Source organism: Acidovorax radicis N35 (assembly GCF_000204195.1).
GTDB lineage: Bacteria > Pseudomonadota > Gammaproteobacteria > Burkholderiales > Burkholderiaceae_C > Acidovorax > Acidovorax radicis.
On sequence record NZ_AFBG01000020.1, the window covers coordinates 661978 to 676277 of the forward strand.

General features: G+C 65.2%; 11 protein-coding genes. 4 read left to right on the forward strand and 7 right to left on the reverse strand.

Annotated features, from left to right (window positions below; all coding sequences use genetic code 11):
* Nucleotides 1-167: 167 nt before the first annotated feature.
* Complete coding sequence (locus tag ARADN35_RS0116765; RefSeq protein WP_010464092.1) at nucleotides 168-680, forward strand: hypothetical protein; 513 nt, start codon at nucleotides 168-170, stop codon at nucleotides 678-680.
* A 119-nt stretch (nucleotides 681-799) separates the two neighbouring features.
* Here ARADN35_RS0116765 and ARADN35_RS0116770 read toward each other — a convergent pair whose 3' ends face one another.
* The 3 genes from ARADN35_RS0116770 to ARADN35_RS0116780 all read right to left on the reverse strand — a co-directional run bounded on the left by ARADN35_RS0116770 (nucleotide 800) and on the right by ARADN35_RS0116780 (nucleotide 2721).
* Nucleotides 800-1159: an FKBP-type peptidyl-prolyl cis-trans isomerase gene (locus ARADN35_RS0116770; RefSeq protein ID WP_010464094.1), complete on the reverse strand. Its 360-nt coding sequence runs from the start codon at nucleotides 1157-1159 to the stop codon at nucleotides 800-802.
* 145 nt (nucleotides 1160-1304) lie between these two features.
* Nucleotides 1305-1613 carry a winged helix-turn-helix transcriptional regulator gene (locus ARADN35_RS0116775; RefSeq protein WP_010464095.1) on the reverse strand — a complete coding sequence of 103 codons (309 nt, stop codon included), beginning with the start codon at nucleotides 1611-1613 and terminating at the stop codon, nucleotides 1305-1307.
* Nucleotides 1614-1815: 202 nt separating this feature from the next.
* A complete protein-coding gene (locus ARADN35_RS0116780; RefSeq protein ID WP_010464098.1) occupies nucleotides 1816-2721 on the reverse strand; it encodes a LysR family transcriptional regulator in 906 nt (301 codons plus the stop codon).
* 127 nt (nucleotides 2722-2848) lie between these two features.
* On the opposite strand from ARADN35_RS0116780, the gene ARADN35_RS0116785 reads away from it, so the two are divergent.
* The 3 genes from ARADN35_RS0116785 (at nucleotide 2849) to ARADN35_RS0116795 (ending at nucleotide 6192) form a co-directional block, all read left to right on the forward strand.
* Nucleotides 2849-3838, forward strand: a complete 990-nt coding sequence (locus tag ARADN35_RS0116785; protein WP_050812534.1) for a hydroxymethylglutaryl-CoA lyase — start codon at nucleotides 2849-2851, stop codon at nucleotides 3836-3838.
* Nucleotides 3839-3860: 22 nt separating this feature from the next.
* Nucleotides 3861-5075: a CaiB/BaiF CoA transferase family protein gene (locus ARADN35_RS0116790; RefSeq protein WP_010464101.1), complete on the forward strand. Its 1215-nt coding sequence runs from the start codon at nucleotides 3861-3863 to the stop codon at nucleotides 5073-5075.
* Nucleotides 5076-5157: 82 nt separating this feature from the next.
* Nucleotides 5158-6192, forward strand: coding sequence for a tripartite tricarboxylate transporter substrate binding protein (locus ARADN35_RS0116795; RefSeq protein ID WP_010464102.1), 1035 nt, complete (start codon nucleotides 5158-5160; stop codon nucleotides 6190-6192).
* A gap of 244 nt (nucleotides 6193-6436) precedes the next feature.
* Here the strand turns inward: ARADN35_RS0116795 and ARADN35_RS0116800 are convergent, their stop codons facing one another.
* The 4 genes from ARADN35_RS0116800 to dnaG all read right to left on the reverse strand — a co-directional run bounded on the left by ARADN35_RS0116800 (nucleotide 6437) and on the right by dnaG (nucleotide 14281).
* Complete coding sequence (locus tag ARADN35_RS0116800) at nucleotides 6437-8017, reverse strand: methyl-accepting chemotaxis protein (protein WP_010464103.1); 1581 nt, start codon at nucleotides 8015-8017, stop codon at nucleotides 6437-6439.
* Nucleotides 8018-8089: 72 nt separating this feature from the next.
* On the reverse strand, nucleotides 8090-9109 hold the full coding sequence (locus ARADN35_RS0116805) for a Bug family tripartite tricarboxylate transporter substrate binding protein (RefSeq protein WP_010464105.1): 1020 nt from the start codon (nucleotides 9107-9109) through the stop codon (nucleotides 8090-8092).
* Between the two features lie 492 nt (nucleotides 9110-9601).
* Nucleotides 9602-11977: an RNA polymerase sigma factor RpoD gene (gene rpoD / locus ARADN35_RS0116810; protein WP_029414108.1), complete on the reverse strand. Its 2376-nt coding sequence runs from the start codon at nucleotides 11975-11977 to the stop codon at nucleotides 9602-9604.
* Nucleotides 11978-12235: 258 nt separating this feature from the next.
* Nucleotides 12236-14281 (reverse strand): DNA primase, encoded by a 2046-nt coding sequence (gene dnaG / locus ARADN35_RS0116815; protein WP_010464116.1) that lies wholly within the window; start codon nucleotides 14279-14281, stop codon nucleotides 12236-12238.
* Between the last annotated feature and the right edge of the window lie 19 nt (nucleotides 14282-14300).

Below are 14300 nucleotides of genomic sequence, written 5' to 3' on the forward strand. Positions count from 1 at the left end.
AGATCGCGTGATAAACGTGCGCCTTGCGCGCGAGGTCGCCGTGGTTGTGCGTAAACCCTGATGACCAATGGTGTACAAACGTGAGAATCTGGGCTTCCAGGGGCTCGTTGGCCGTAGGGTTGTCCTGCTGCATTCCCCTGTTGTTCCGTTTCAGTTCAAGGAGATTCATGGTTCTCGTCAAAACGCCGGCAGGGCAAGAAGCGCTCAAGGATCGGCGCGGCAGCCTCAGTTCGCGCCAGCGCTCGGCTTTCATTCTTTTTGACGGAAAACGTTCCACGGGCGAGATTCTGGCGGCCACGGCCGCCATGGGCATCACGCAGGACGATGTTCAGGCCATGATTGCCCAGGGGTTGCTGGCGCCACTGGCGGGGCACTCCTTGCCTGCGTCTGCGGCCAGCCAGCCCGTTTCAGAGGCAGATGCATCGGCAGCGGCTGCCATGGATCTGGGCACGGTGGCATCTCCCGTGGAGGGTTCCGGGCGCACACCGAAAGAGCGTTATGAAGCGGCCTATCCGATTGCCACTGAATTGACGGCGGGCATGGGCTTGCGGGGATTCCGGTTGAATCTGGCCGTGGAAGGGGCGGGTAGCTTCGAGGACCTGGCGACGCTGGCCCCGAAGATCCGGGAGGCCGTGGGGGATGCGAAGTTCGCACGGCTCGACAAGGCGCTTTTTGATTGATGCGTGGGAGCCGATTGCTGGCGAGGAGGAGGCTTCCCTCCGCCGCGCAGCAATGAAAAAGGCGGCTTGGTAGCCGCCTTTTTTGATCCCCTGGCCCAAACTGGCCGGAGCTGCAGGCCTTAGCGGCCGACCTTCAGCAGTTCCACATCGAACTTCAGCGTGGCATTCGGCGGGATCACGCCGCCTGCGCCGCGGGCGCCATAGCCCAGGGCGGCAGGAATGATCAAGGTGCGCTGGCCACCGATCTTCATGCCCTGCACGCCTTCGTCCCAGCCCTTGATGACCATGCCGCCGCCCAGCGAGAACTCGAAGGGGTCGTTGCGGTCGCGGCTGGAGTCGAACTTGGCACCTTGCTCGCCGTTGTTGTACAGCCAGCCGGTGTAGTGCACCGACACGTTCTGGCCCTTGGTGGCTTCGGCGCCTTCGCCCACGGTGGTGTCTTCGTATTGCAGGCCGGATGCGGTGGTGGTCAATGCCATGGATGAAATTCCTTGTTTGCTATTAAAAATATAGCTATCTGCGCTTGATAGACAAGCGTCAGAAGCATTTTTGACCCCTATTTTAACGAAAGCCCTGCTCGGAGGTCCGGCGGGGCTTTTCCCAGGGTGGAGCAGCGGTGTGGCTTCAGGCCTTTTTGGCGCGACCAGCGACCCAGCGGGTGGCGAAGGCTTGCACGTCCGACAGGCGCTTGAGCAGGTCGGCGCCCGAAGGGGTGACGGTGTAACCATCGCTGCCGTGGTCTACAAAACCGGCTTCGCGCAGTTCCTTGATGCGGGTGTTGAGCGTGTTGGGGGTGATGCCCCCCACGCTGTCCTGCAGCAGGCGGAACGTCTGGGGGTGGCCGTCCTTCAGGGCCCACAGCACGCGCAGTGCGTAACGGCATTCGAGCCGCTCGAACAACTGGTTGATGGCGGCATTTTCTTTGGAGCTCATGGACGCTTCTCCTCGCGCAAGTGTTGGATCAAATTTTCATTCGGGTGGGCGAATGCCGGGCCCGCTGATGCGCTGAGACTATAGCGCGGAACCCATTTTGCTACAAGTTTAGTAGCTCAGAACGCACACCACACATGCGCTACGCCCCGAAAAACCCGTGTTACAAGTCAAACTGTTGCAGCAGGGCCACGGTTGGAGTCAGTCATTCCTGGCGGCCCAGCCCCGCCAGGTGGCTGACCAGCAACTGTGCGGCGGGGGCCAGCATCTGGGCGCTGCGGTAGCAGATGGCAAAACGCCGCTGGGCCCATGGATCGCTCAGCGGAATCACCCGAACGGGGGCGGTTTGCGCAAAGGGAAGGGCCACTTCGCGCGGCACGACGCTGATGGCCAGGTTGGCGCGCACCACCCGCAGGGCCGCGTCGAAGTTGGACACCAGCACCCGGTGCGCCAGCATTTTTCCCTCCACGGCTGCAGCACGCGCCAGCAGCACCTGCACCGCGCTCAGCGCGGGCATGCTGACGAACTCATGGTCCAGCACGTCGGCAAAACGCACGCTCTGGTGCTGGGCCGCCGGGTGCAGCGCATGGGCCACCACGGCCAGGTGGTCGGTGCGGTAGGCGCAGGTTTCCAGGCCCGTGAGGTCGGCCGCGTCCCAGCAGATGCCGATGGAGGCGCTGCCGTCGCGGATGCCCTGCACCACGTCCGGGCTCACGCGCTCCTCCAGGCTCACCTGGATGTCGCGGTGCGCCGGGTCTTGCAGAAAGGCTGCCACATCGTCGGCCAGCGATTCGGCCATGACCGACGCGGTGACCAGCATGCGCACATGGCCCCGCGTGCCGGTGGCATAGGCGGCCATGTCGCGCTCGATCTGGCCCACGCTGGCCAGCATGGTGCGCGCGTGCTCCAGGAGCGTTTCCCCCGCCGGGGTCGGAACCACGCCGCGCCGTTTGCGCACCAGCAGAGCTGTGCCCACCGTGTCCTCCAGCTGGGCCAGCCGCTTGCTGATGGCCGAGCCAACGATCGATTCCTGCTCGGCCACGCGCGCAATGCTGCGCTGCTCGCACACGGCGGCAAAAAGCCGCAGGGTTTGCAGGTCGAGATCGCGCATGACATCCCTTTCGACGGAATGGGTGTGATATTCCGTTTGGGAATCATATGGCTTCCGAGATGTATTTTCTGATTCTTTCTGGAATTTCTAGAATGACCCCAAGAACACACCCAGCCGGAGACGACCTGTGAGCACACTCTCTGTTTTTCCCGCGACCCACGCCGCGCCCGATGGCGCCTCCGCTCGGGCCGTGGTGCGCGAAGTGGGCTTGCGCGATGGCCTGCAGAGCATCGCCACCCTGGTGTCCACCGCGCACAAGATCGAATGGATCAACGCTGCCTACGCTGCAGGCCAGCGCGAGATCGAAGTGGGCTCCTTCGTGCCCGCCCGCCTGTTGCCCCAGCTGGCGGACACCGCCGAAGTGCTGGCGCATGCCAAAACCCTGCCGGGCCTGCTGGCCTCAGTGCTGGTGCCCAACTACAAAGGCGCCGAGCGCGCGCTCGAATGTGGTGCTGGCCTGATGGTGGTGCCCTTGTCTGCCAGCCATGCCCACAGCCTGGCCAACCTGCGCAAGACACCCGATGCGGTGGTGGCCGAGGTGGCCCGCATCCGTGCGCTGCGCGACGCCAGCGGCAGCCGCTGCCTGATCGAGGGGGGCGTGGGCACGGCCTTTGGCTGCACGCTGCAGGGCGAGGTGCCCGAGAGTGAGGTGCTGCGCCTGATGCAGGCCCTGCTGGATGCCGGGGCCGACCGCGTGAGCCTGGCCGACACCGTGGGCTATGCCGACCCGGCCTGGGTGGCCCGCCTGTTCGAGAAGGCCCGCGCGCTGGTGGGCGACCGCCTGTGGTGCGCGCATTTCCACGACACCCGTGGCATGGGGCTGGCCAACGCCTACGCCGCGTGGCAGGTGGGCATCACGCGTTTTGACGCCTGCCTGGCCGGCATTGGCGGCTGCCCGCATGCGCCGGGCGCCAGCGGCAATGTCACCACCGAGGACCTGGTGTTCATGCTGGAGCGCATGGGCGTTGCCACCGGCATCGACGTGACCGCGTTGCTGGCGCTGCGCCAGCGCGTGGCCGGCTGGCTGGAAGGCGAGACCCTGCACGGAACGCTGTGGCAGGCCGGGCTGCCGCAGAATGCCGCACGCACCGTGCTGCGAGAGGCAGCAACGGCCTGATCTTCTTATCCATTCTCCGAACATGAACGACACACCACCCGCACCCTCGTCCCCCCGCCTGCCGCTCGAAGGCCTGCGTGTGGTGGAGTTCACCCACATGGTCATGGGCCCCACCTGCGGCATGGTGCTGGCCGACCTGGGCGCCGAGGTCATCAAGGTCGAGCCCGTGGACGGCGACCGCACGCGCCACCTGCTGGGCGCGGGCGCGGGCTTTTTCCCCATGTTCAACCGCAACAAGAAGAGCATCGCACTCGACCTGCGCAGCCCCGAGGGGCTGGAGGTGGCGCGCAAGCTGGCCGCCTCGGCCGACGTGGTGGCGCAGAACTTCAAACCCGGCGTGATGACCAAGTACGGGCTGGACTACGCGGCCCTGAGCCCGCTGAACCCGCGCCTCATCTATGTGAACCACACTGGTTTTCTGCCTGGCCCGTACGAGCACCGCACGGCGCTCGACGAGGTGGTGCAGATGATGGGAGGCCTGGCCTACATGACGGGGCGGCCGGGCGATCCGTTGCGCGCCGGCAGCAGCGTGAACGACATCATGGGCGGCATGTTCGGTGCCATCGGTGCCATGGCGGCCCTCATGCAGCGTGGCATCACGGGGCGCGGGCAGGAGGTGGACTCCGCCCTGTTCGAGAACAACGTGTTCCTGGTCGGCCAGCACATGATGCAGTACGCAGTCACCGGCAAACCGGCGGCCCCCATGCCCGACCGCATTTCGTCGTGGGCGCTGTACGACGTGTTCAGCGTGAAGGATGGCGAGCAGATTTTCCTGGCTGCGGTGAGCGATGCGCAATGGACCACTTTTTGCGACGCCATGGGGTTTTCCGACCTCAAGGCCCACCCGCTACTGGCCACGAACAACGACCGCGTGCGCGCCCGTGCCACGCTGATGCCCGACCTGCGCCAGCGCCTGGCTGCCTACAGCGCTGCCGAGCTGGCGGCGGTCTTTGAGAAACACGGGCTGCCCTTTGCACCTATTTCACGGCCCGAGCAGCTGTTTGACGACCCGCACCTGAACGCCACGGGGGGCCTGGCCGACATCACCCTGCCCGATGGCGAACGGGCCGGGCAGACCGCACGCACCACGCTGTTCCCGCTGCGCATGGATGGCAAGCGGCTGGGCGTGCGCCTGCAGCCGCCGGTGCTGGGGCAGCACACCGCAGCGCTGATGGAAGAGCTGGGCTACACACCCGAAGAGGTGCGGGCCCTGCAACAAAAGCATGCCGTGGCCTGAGCGGGTTGAAGAACCCGGCATCTCCCTGTGGAGATCTGCGCCTGGCATTCGATGAATGAATACAACGACGGAGACAAACGCCATGCACCACGACAGCCCACTCCCTGCCTTCCTCCCTGCAAGCCCGTTGCAACCCCCGGGTCTGCGGCGGCGCAGCGCGCTGCTGGCTGCCCTGGCCAGCCTCGCCGGTAGCGCAACAGTGCCCTCGGCTGCCTGGGCCCAGGCAGCCGACCGTCCGGTCCGCATGATCCTGCCTGTGAGCGCAGGCTCGGGGGTGGACGGCGTGGCCCGCGCCTTGGGGCCCAGCCTGGGCAAGGCGCTGGGGCGCCCGGTGGTGGTGGAGAACTTTCCCGGCGCGGGGGGCATCACTGGTACGTCGATGATCGTCAAGGGCACCAAGGACGGGTCGGCGCTGGGCATGGTGTCCAACAACCACGTGGTCAACCCCAGCGTGTTCAAGAACATTCCCTACGACGCGGTGGACGACATCACGCCCATCACGGTGATTGGCGCCACGCCCTTCGTGCTGGTGGCACATCCCTCGGTGGCCGCGAGGAACGTGCGCGAACTCATCGCGCTGGCCAAGGCGCAGCCCGGGGCGCTCAACTATGGATCGTCCGGCAACGGGACCATCCTGCACCTTGCTGCGGAAATGTTCGTGCACGAAGCGCAGGTGGACATCAAGCACATTCCCTACCGGGGCATGGGGCCGCTGACGGCCGATGTGCTGGGCGGGCAGATCCAGCTGGCGTTCATCGCGGTGGCCGTGGCCGTGCCGCATGTGAAGGCTGGGACGCTGAAGGCCATCGGGCTGTCGTCCACCACGCGCTCAGCGCTGTTGCCCGACCTGCCCACCATCGCCGAACAGGGGCTGGCGCAGTACGCATTGGACGGCTGGGTGGCCGTGGTGGGGCCGGCGGGCTTGCCCAAGGCGGAAACGGAACGGGTGTACCAGGCGGTGCGTGCCACCCTGGCGGTGCCGGAGGCACGAGATGCCTTGCTGGCGCAGGGCTACCAGCTGCAAGGCACCACCCCTGAGGCGACCACGGCCTTCTTTCGGACCGAAGTGGCGCGCATGGCCAAGCTGGTCAAGCAGTCCGGGCTCAAGATAGATTAGAGAACATCCCCATATCTGGGGCGCTGCGCGCCTTTCCCCGCTCTCGCTTCGCTGCGGGGGCCCTGGCCGGGCGTCCTGCGCCTGGGCTGCGCCAGTTTCGTCGGCGGTGCCCAGGTCCATGGATGGGAGAGATCCTCCGTTTCAGCACTGGAAAACTAAAAAAATTGGTGCCTAGCGCTTTTTGGGTATCGTTTTGTTGCTATATAAAATGTAGCAACCAGGTTTGTACATCCCTGGTACGCATTCAATGTGCCGCAGGTGGCAGTGCCAGGGTGCGGTGGCTGCCGCGCAGGCGGAACACCTCCACGGCCTCCACCAGTTGGCGGGCCTGGCCGCTCAGGCTGCCGGCTGCGGCAGCACTTTCTTCCACCAGCGCGGCGTTTTGCTGGGTGGTTTCGTCCATGCGCACAATGGCCTGGGTGACGCGCAGCATGTCGGAGGTCTGAGCGGCGCTGGCCTGGCTGATCTCGTCCATGAGCGTGCTCACGCCCTGGATCGAGGAAACGACTTCGCCCATGGTGCTGCCCGCATTGCGGGCGAGGTCGGAGCCGGCCTGCACGCGCTCCACGCTCGTCTGGATCAGTGCCTTGATCTCGCGCGCGGCGCTGGCGCTGCGGGTGGCCAGGTTGCGCACCTCGCTGGCCACCACGGCAAAGCCGCGCCCCTGCTCGCCTGCGCGCGCAGCCTCTACGGCGGCGTTGAGCGCCAGGATGTTGGTCTGAAAAGCGATGCTGTCGATAACGCCAATGATGTCGGAAATGCGGCGCGAGCTGTCCTGGATACCCTGGACCACCGTCACCATCTGCGTCACCACGTCGCCCCCGCGCTGGGCCACCGATGCGCCATTGCGGGCCAGCTCGCTGGCGCGTTGGGCGTTGGATGCGTTCTGCTGCACGGTGGCCTGCAGCTGCTGCATCGAAGACGTGGTTTCGTCCAGCGACGATGCCTGCTCTTCGGTGCGCATGCTCAGGTCCACGTTCCCTTGGGCAATTTCGGCGCTGGCACTGGCCACGCCCTCGGCGTTGCTGCGCACGCCCGACACCACGTTTTCCAGGTTTTCCTGCATGGTGCGCAGGGCTTCCAGCAGCCGCGCGGGTTCGTCCTTGCCGTCGACCAGAATGGTCGTGGTCAGATCGCCCGCCGCCACCTTGTTCGCCACCGAGACCGCTACCCGCAGCGGGCGCACCACCGACCGCGTGAGCAGCCAGCCCGCGCAGCCGCCCAGGGCGGTGACCAGTGCCAGTGCCACCAGGCTGCTGATGAGTGCACGCCGCGCATTCAGCGCCGCCTGTTCGGCAATGGCCGCACTGCTGGCGGCCACCTGCTCGCTCAGTGCGGTGAGCAGCTTGGCAGGGCCCTGGTCGATGTCGGCCACGTCCGCGTCACCCGCAGAGGGCACGAAGCCGAGCGACTGGAACACTTCAAAACCCTTGCGGTAGCCCTGCGCCATCTGGGCGTGGGCCTGGGTGAATTTCTGCAGCGCCGCCTTTTCCTGGGCGTCGGTCAGTTGGGGTTCCAGCGCCTTGGCGGCGTCGGCCACGCGCTTCTCACTGGCCTGGAACGCCGCCCAGTGCAGCTCGCGCTTGCGCGAATCCTCACCCCGCAGCAGGGTGTTTTTCCACTCCTGCACCTGGGTCTTGAACTCATTTTCCATACGGCTCACCGCGCGTTCCTGGGCTACGCGCTCCTGCACCGTGGTCTCGTAGGTCCCCAGGCTGCGGTACAGGGCCGCGATGCCGAACAGCGCGGCGCCCAGCAGCAGCGCAAGCACCAGGCCCAGCGCGGTCGCCATGCGTGCGCCGATGGAGTGGTTGGACATTTTCATCAGCGGCTCCTTAGAGGCGGAATTCCCCTGGAGTGAACAAGCGCAGCAGCGCGAAGCGACTCAGGGAGTGGTTCAAGCCTTCAGCTTGAGCAGGTACACCATGACGCGCGCCGTGGTGAGGTCCAGTTCCATGAACTCTGCCAAATCCTTGCCCGTCAGCCAAGAGGGTTCCCAACGATTGCTTTTGAGCGTGCGCAGCCAGGATTCATGGGCGGTGGCGGCCTCCACGGCGGCCAGCATCTCGGCCATGCGGGAGGCTGGCACCCCCTTGCCGGTGAACACGCCCCGCCAGTTGGCCATGGTGGCGTCCAGCCCCTGCTCGCGAAAGGAGGGCAGGCCGAAGGCGCTGCGGCGGGACGACACCCCGATGGCGCGCAGCTTGCCCGCCGCAATCGCATCGCTGAATTCGCTGTAGCCCGACAGCCCCATGGCCGCACTGCCAGACACCAGGGCATCCACCACTTCGGAGCCGCCGGGGAAAGGCTTGTAGACCAGGTCTTCTGGCTTGGCCTTGGATGCTCGGGCCAGCACCCCGGCGAAGATGTGGTCCACCCCGCCAGCCGAGCCGCCGGCCACCGGCAGGGCGCGCAGGTCGGCGCGCATGGCGTCGGCCAGATCCTTGGTGTTCTTGATGGGGGACTTGGCTGCCACGGCTGCCACCAGGTAGTCACTGGTGAGCCGTGCCAGGGGTTGTATGTGGGTCATGTCCACAGCGGGCTTTTGCAGCGCCACTGCGCCCACCATCACCATGCCGCCCATCAGCAGGGTGTTGGCATCGTTGCCGTATTTCTCGGCGTACTTGGCCAGGCCAATGGTTCCGCCCTTGCCGCCGATGTTTTCGTACTCAATCTGGTCCGCCGCACCCACGGCGGCGAGGGCTGCGCCCAGCGCCCGGCCCGTCTGGTCCCAGCCACCGCCCGGGTTGGCGGGGATCACGATGCGCAGGGTGCCCGCCAGTTTGGGGAGCTTGGCTGGAGCGGCACGGCCTGCCGTGGGGTTGGCTTGTGACCAGGCGGCCGGGGTGAATGTGGTCCACGCCGTTGCTGCGAGCACAGCGTGGGCGAGTGCCTTGCGGCGGTCAATGGGGGTCATGGTGTACCTCGTGAAAACACAGGGATGGGAAGCATGTCCTTCACGCAACCGGACAGCACGGCCGACTTCGTTGCGCAACCGTTTCCAGGAGCCTGTCGGACTTAGAAATCGTCGGCTGAAAATTGACCGCAGCGGTCCATTTTTCCATCGTCTTTTTGCCCCATAGCCGGGCTATGGGGATGCAAATCCGGCAAAAAACTGTCCTCGCTGTGGCCAATTTTGGTGAAACCTACGGTTTTCGCGTTCGACACTCCAAGTCCGACAGACTCCCAGAAGGGGCGGTGGATACTGCTGCATGGAAGTCTCCCCATTCTTGATGGAATGTGATGGCAATGGTCACCATCCAAGCTGTCAGTCTGCTGTCGAGAGTATCAGGGTAAACACGCCCGGCCCGCGTGGCCCGCCATGAAAAACGCCCTGCTCCGCAATGGCGGGGCAGGACGTCGGGCTGAACGGCTGTATGGATTCAGCGTGTCGTGGGCAGCGCCGGAATTACAGCGAGTCGATGAAGCTGCGCAGCTTGTCCGAGCGCGAGGGGTGCTTCAATTTGCGCAGCGCCTTGGCTTCAATCTGGCGGATGCGTTCGCGGGTCACGTCAAACTGCTTGCCCACTTCTTCCAGCGTGTGGTCGCTGGTCATCTCGATACCGAAGCGCATGCGCAGCACCTTGGCTTCGCGGGGCGTGAGGCCATCCAGGATGTCCTTGACCACGTCGCGCAGGCCGGCCTGCATCGCGGCTTCGATGGGGGCGGTGTTGGCACCGTCCTCGATGAAATCGCCCAGGTGGCTGTCGTCGTCGTCGCCGATCGGCGTTTCCATGGAGATCGGCTCCTTGGCGATCTTCATGATCTTGCGGATCTTGTCTTCCGGGATCTCCATCTTGGCCGCCAGGATGGACGCATCGGGCTCGAAGCCGAACTCTTGCAAGTGCTGGCGGCTGATGCGGTTCATCTTGTTGATCGTCTCGATCATGTGCACCGGGATGCGGATGGTGCGCGCCTGGTCGGCGATCGAGCGGGTGATGGCCTGGCGGATCCACCACGTGGCGTAGGTCGAGAACTTGTAGCCGCGGCGGTATTCGAACTTGTCCACCGCCTTCATCAGGCCGATGTTGCCTTCCTGGATCAGATCGAGGAACTGCAGGCCGCGGTTCGTGTACTTCTTGGCGATGGAGATCACGAGGCGCAGGTTGGCCTCGATCATTTCCTTCTTGGCATCGCGCGAGGTGGCTTCACCCTCGTTCATGCGCTTGTTGATGCCCTTGAGCTCGGTCAGCGGCACCACCACGCGCGACTGCAGGTCCATCAGCTTTTGCTGCAGGTCCTGGATGGGCGGGATGTTGCGCGCAATGATGGACGACCAGGGCTTGCCGGCGTTGGCCTGCTTCTCGACCCACTGCAGGTTCAAGAGGTTGGGCGGGAAGTCCTTGATGAAGGTTTCCTGCGGCATGCCGCACTTGTCCACGATGATGCGGCGCAGCTCGCGCTCCTTCTTGCGCACGTCGTCCACCTGACCGCGCACCATGTCGCACAGCTTCTCGATGGTCTTGGCGGTGAAGCGGATGGTCATCAGCTCGGCCGACAAAGCGGCTTGCGCCTTGACGTAGGCGGGCGTGCCGTAGCCTTCCTTGTCGTACACCTTGTGCACTTTTTCGAACAGCTCGCGCAGCTTGTCAAAGCGCTCCAGCGCCTGCTTCTTGAGTTCTTCGAGCTTCTTGGTCAGCGCCTTGGAGCCGCCTTTGCCGTCGTCGTCATCGGCTTCGTCGAATTCGTCGAAGTCTTCTTCGGCCACATAGTCGTCGGCCTCGTTGGGGTTGGAGAAGCCGTCCACGATGGTCGAGATGACGACCTTTCCCTCGCGGATGTCTTCGCCCATGTTCAGGATCTCGGCGATGGTGGCGGGCGATGCGCTGATCGCCTCCATCATGGCCATCAGCCCGCCTTCGATGCGCTTGGCGATCTCGATTTCGCCTTCGCGGGTCAGCAGCTCCACGGTGCCCATTTCACGCATGTACATGCGAACCGGGTCGGTGGTACGGCCGAATTCCGAGTCCACGGTGGACAGGGCGGCTTCGGCGGCTTCTTCGGCTTCTTCTTCGGTGGCGCCGGCGGGGGCGTTGTCCGTGATGATCAGCGCTTCGGCGTCGGGCGTCTGCTCGTACACCGCCACGCCCAGGTCGTTCAGCGTGGTGATGACGGCTTCGAGGGTTTCGGCGTCGACCAGCTTGTCGGGCAAGTGGTCGTTGATTTCAACGTGCGTGAGGTAGCCGCGGGTCTTGCCCAGCTTGATCAGTGCCTTCAGGCGCGCACGGCGCTTGGCCATGTCTTCTTCGGACAGGACGGTCTCGTCCAGGCCGAATTCCTTCATCAAGGCGCGTTCCTTCGCCTTGCTGATCTTCATGCGCAGGGGCTTGACCTTCTCGACCGTGGCTGCGGTTTCGGTGGTCTCTTCGACTTCACCTTCCAGGTCGGCTTCGATGTCGGACAGGTCGGTATCGTCGCCGCCTTCGTCACCACCAGCAGCCGCAGCCTTGGGCTTGCGGCCACGTTTGGCGGGGGCAGCCTTGGCGTCTGCGGCACCTGCGGCCTTGGCAGGACGGCCGGGGCGCTTCTTGGGGGTCTCGTCGTCGTCCGATGCGGCCGCCTTGGCGGTTGCGGGCTTCTTCTTCAGCAATTCATCAGCAGCTTTTGTCAGCTCGGCAGAACTTTTCACAGGCACAGTTTTCACTTTCTTGGCAACCGGGGCGGGCGCGGCGGCGGCTTTTTTCGGAGCAGCCTTGGCCGGGGCTTTGGCAGCGGTTTTGGAGACAGCCTTTGCGGCAGGGCCTGGAGCAGACTTGGATGGCTTCGCGGACTTTTGAGCGGGCATGGAACAACCTCAGGATCAAAAACGGACACAAAGAAAACGCAAGCGCCTCAGGTCCCGGCGCGGGTGGCAACGCAAAGCTACAAGGGCTTCGCGCTTTGAGGGGAGGCCCTCAGGGGCAAGATGTCTGGGCGATCATTTGGTGTGCAGTCCTTGCGATGGTTGGGCTGGTTGTGCGCGTTTGTCACGGTGGCCCGGTTCGGAGGTGCTGCTGTCGCTCTTGCCGCTAACTAACCCTACATTATACCGCTTGATGGGATTTCAAGCGGCCTTGACAGCCACTCCCAGCAAAACCCTGCGTTTTTGTTCCAGCGCACGGTAGCGCTCCAGGGCGGTCGGGTCCGTGGCGGCTTGCAGCATCAGCAGTTTTTGCTGCTCCTCGATGTCTTCGATCTGCATGCGGCTGAGCAGGTCCCGCAGTTCCGTGCGCAGCTCCTGCAGGTCGCCTTCGGTTTGGGCGTGCGAGCCCGTCATCACCTTCACGGCCAGCGCCTCGCACTCGTGCTCGCGCAGGCTCTCGCGCAGCACGGCCCAGGCCAGGGGGCCGTGTTCGTGAAACTGCGCCTCCAGCCAGCCAAAAAGCGGGCCGTGGGGTGGTTGCAGCGCACACAGGGTTGCGTGGTCGTCGTGGGTCAGCTCTTCCAGAAAGGCCATATGCGACAGCAGCAGGCGCGCGGCATGGTCGGTGCGACTGGCGGTGGGCGTGCGTGGCAGGCGGGGCTGGGGTGGCCAGGGGGCGTCCTTGTCCCTTTTTTTCCAGTTGCTCTTCCAGTCGCCGCCCTTGCGGAACGGGGGCTTGTTGCCGTAGCTGCTGCCATGGCCACCGCTCCCGTTGCCACCGCCGTCATATCCTCCGCCCGGTTCCCCCTGCGGCGGCCATGTGCCGGCGTCGGGCGGGGCGTCCCAGGACGGCGGCTCGTGATCATAGGCAGCGGGGGCCTGCCGGGCTGGCGCACTACCTGCGCTGGTGTGGCCGGAGTAGGAGGACCGCGGTGCCTCGCGCGCCGTGGCCTGGCCCCACAGGTCTGCCAGGTCCTGCGCCTTGAGCTGGGTCAGGTCCGCCAGCTCGCCCAGCACCTGGCGCTTGAGCACGCCGTCGGGCAGGGCTGACCACAACGGGCGCGCGTTGCTGGCCATGTGGGCGCGGCCCTCGGCCGTGGCCAGGTCGCAGCCGTCGCTGGCCGATTCGACCAGGAAGCGGCTGAGCGGCACAGCCTCGCTCACGTGCCGGGCAAAGGCATCGGTGCCGTGCTCGCGGATGAAGCTGTCCGGGTCGTGCTCGGCCGGCAGAAACAGAAACTTGATGCTGCGCGTGTCGGTGGCGTGGGGCAGGGCGCCGTCCAGCGCCTTGCGCGCGGCGCGCCGGCCGGCGGCGTCTCCGTCGAAGCTGAACACCACCGATTCGGTAAAGCGCAGCAGTTTTTGTACATGCTCGGGCGTGCAGGCCGTGCCCAGCGTGGCCACCGCGTTCGGAAAGCCCAGCTGCGCCAGCGCCACCACATCCATGTAGCCTTCGGTGACCAGCGCGTAGCCATGCTCGCGGATGGGGGTACGGGCCTCGAACAGGCCGTACAGCTCGCGGCCCTTGTGGAACACAGGGGTTTCGGGAGAGTTCAGGTATTTGGGCTTGTCGTCGCCCAGCACGCGGCCGCCAAAGCCGATGCATTCGCCCTTGACGTTGCGGATGGGGAACATCACCCGGTCGCGAAAGCGGTCATAGCGCTTGTCCTGCCCGTCTTCGCCCACGATGACCAGGCCGCTTTCTTCCAGCAGCGGGTCGTCGTAGTGCGGGAACACGCTGGCCAGGCTGCGCCAGCCTTCGGGGGCATAGCCCAGGCCGTAGCGCTTGGCCACCGCACCCGAAACGCCCCGGGCCTTGAAATAGGCAATGGCGCGCTGCGACTCGCGCAACTGGCGGCGGTAGGCATCGCCCGCCTTCTCCAGCACATCGGTCAGCGTGGCCTGCTTCTGGCGCGCGGCGGCGGCGCGCTCTTTCTCCTGGGGAGAGATGTCGTCGTCGGGCACCTGCAGGCCCACCTGCTGGGCCAGGTCCTGCACCGCCTCGACGAAGCCCATGCCCGCGTGCTCCATCAAGAAGCTGATGGCGTTGCCGTTTTGGCCGCAGCCAAAGCAGTGATAGAACTGCTTGGCGGGGCTGACGCTGAAAGACGGAGATTTTTCGCCGTGGAAGGGGCATAGCCCCATGAAATTGGCGCCGCCTTTCTTCAGCTGCACGTAGCGGCCCACGATGTCGACCACGTCGACGCGGGCGAGCAGTTCCTGAATGAAAGACTGTGGGATCGTCACACCGCCTATTGTCCGCGTA

Excerpts from the sequence above, each read along its gene's own strand:
- ARADN35_RS0116765 (WP_010464092.1), top strand. The coding sequence starts at position 168 with ATGGTTCTCGTCAAAACGCCGGCAGGGCAAGAAGCGCTCAAGGATCGG.
- ARADN35_RS0116770 (WP_010464094.1), bottom strand. The coding sequence starts at position 1,159 with ATGGCATTGACCACCACCGCATCCGGCCTGCAATACGAAGACACCACC.
- ARADN35_RS0116775 (WP_010464095.1), bottom strand. The coding sequence starts at position 1,613 with ATGAGCTCCAAAGAAAATGCCGCCATCAACCAGTTGTTCGAGCGGCTC.
- ARADN35_RS0116780 (WP_010464098.1), bottom strand. The coding sequence starts at position 2,721 with ATGCGCGATCTCGACCTGCAAACCCTGCGGCTTTTTGCCGCCGTGTGC.
- ARADN35_RS0116790 (WP_010464101.1), top strand. The coding sequence starts at position 3,861 with ATGAACGACACACCACCCGCACCCTCGTCCCCCCGCCTGCCGCTCGAA.
- ARADN35_RS0116795 (WP_010464102.1), top strand. The coding sequence starts at position 5,158 with ATGCACCACGACAGCCCACTCCCTGCCTTCCTCCCTGCAAGCCCGTTG.
- ARADN35_RS0116800 (WP_010464103.1), bottom strand. The coding sequence starts at position 8,017 with ATGAAAATGTCCAACCACTCCATCGGCGCACGCATGGCGACCGCGCTG.
- ARADN35_RS0116805 (WP_010464105.1), bottom strand. The coding sequence starts at position 9,109 with ATGACCCCCATTGACCGCCGCAAGGCACTCGCCCACGCTGTGCTCGCA.
- rpoD (WP_029414108.1), bottom strand. The coding sequence starts at position 11,977 with ATGCCCGCTCAAAAGTCCGCGAAGCCATCCAAGTCTGCTCCAGGCCCT.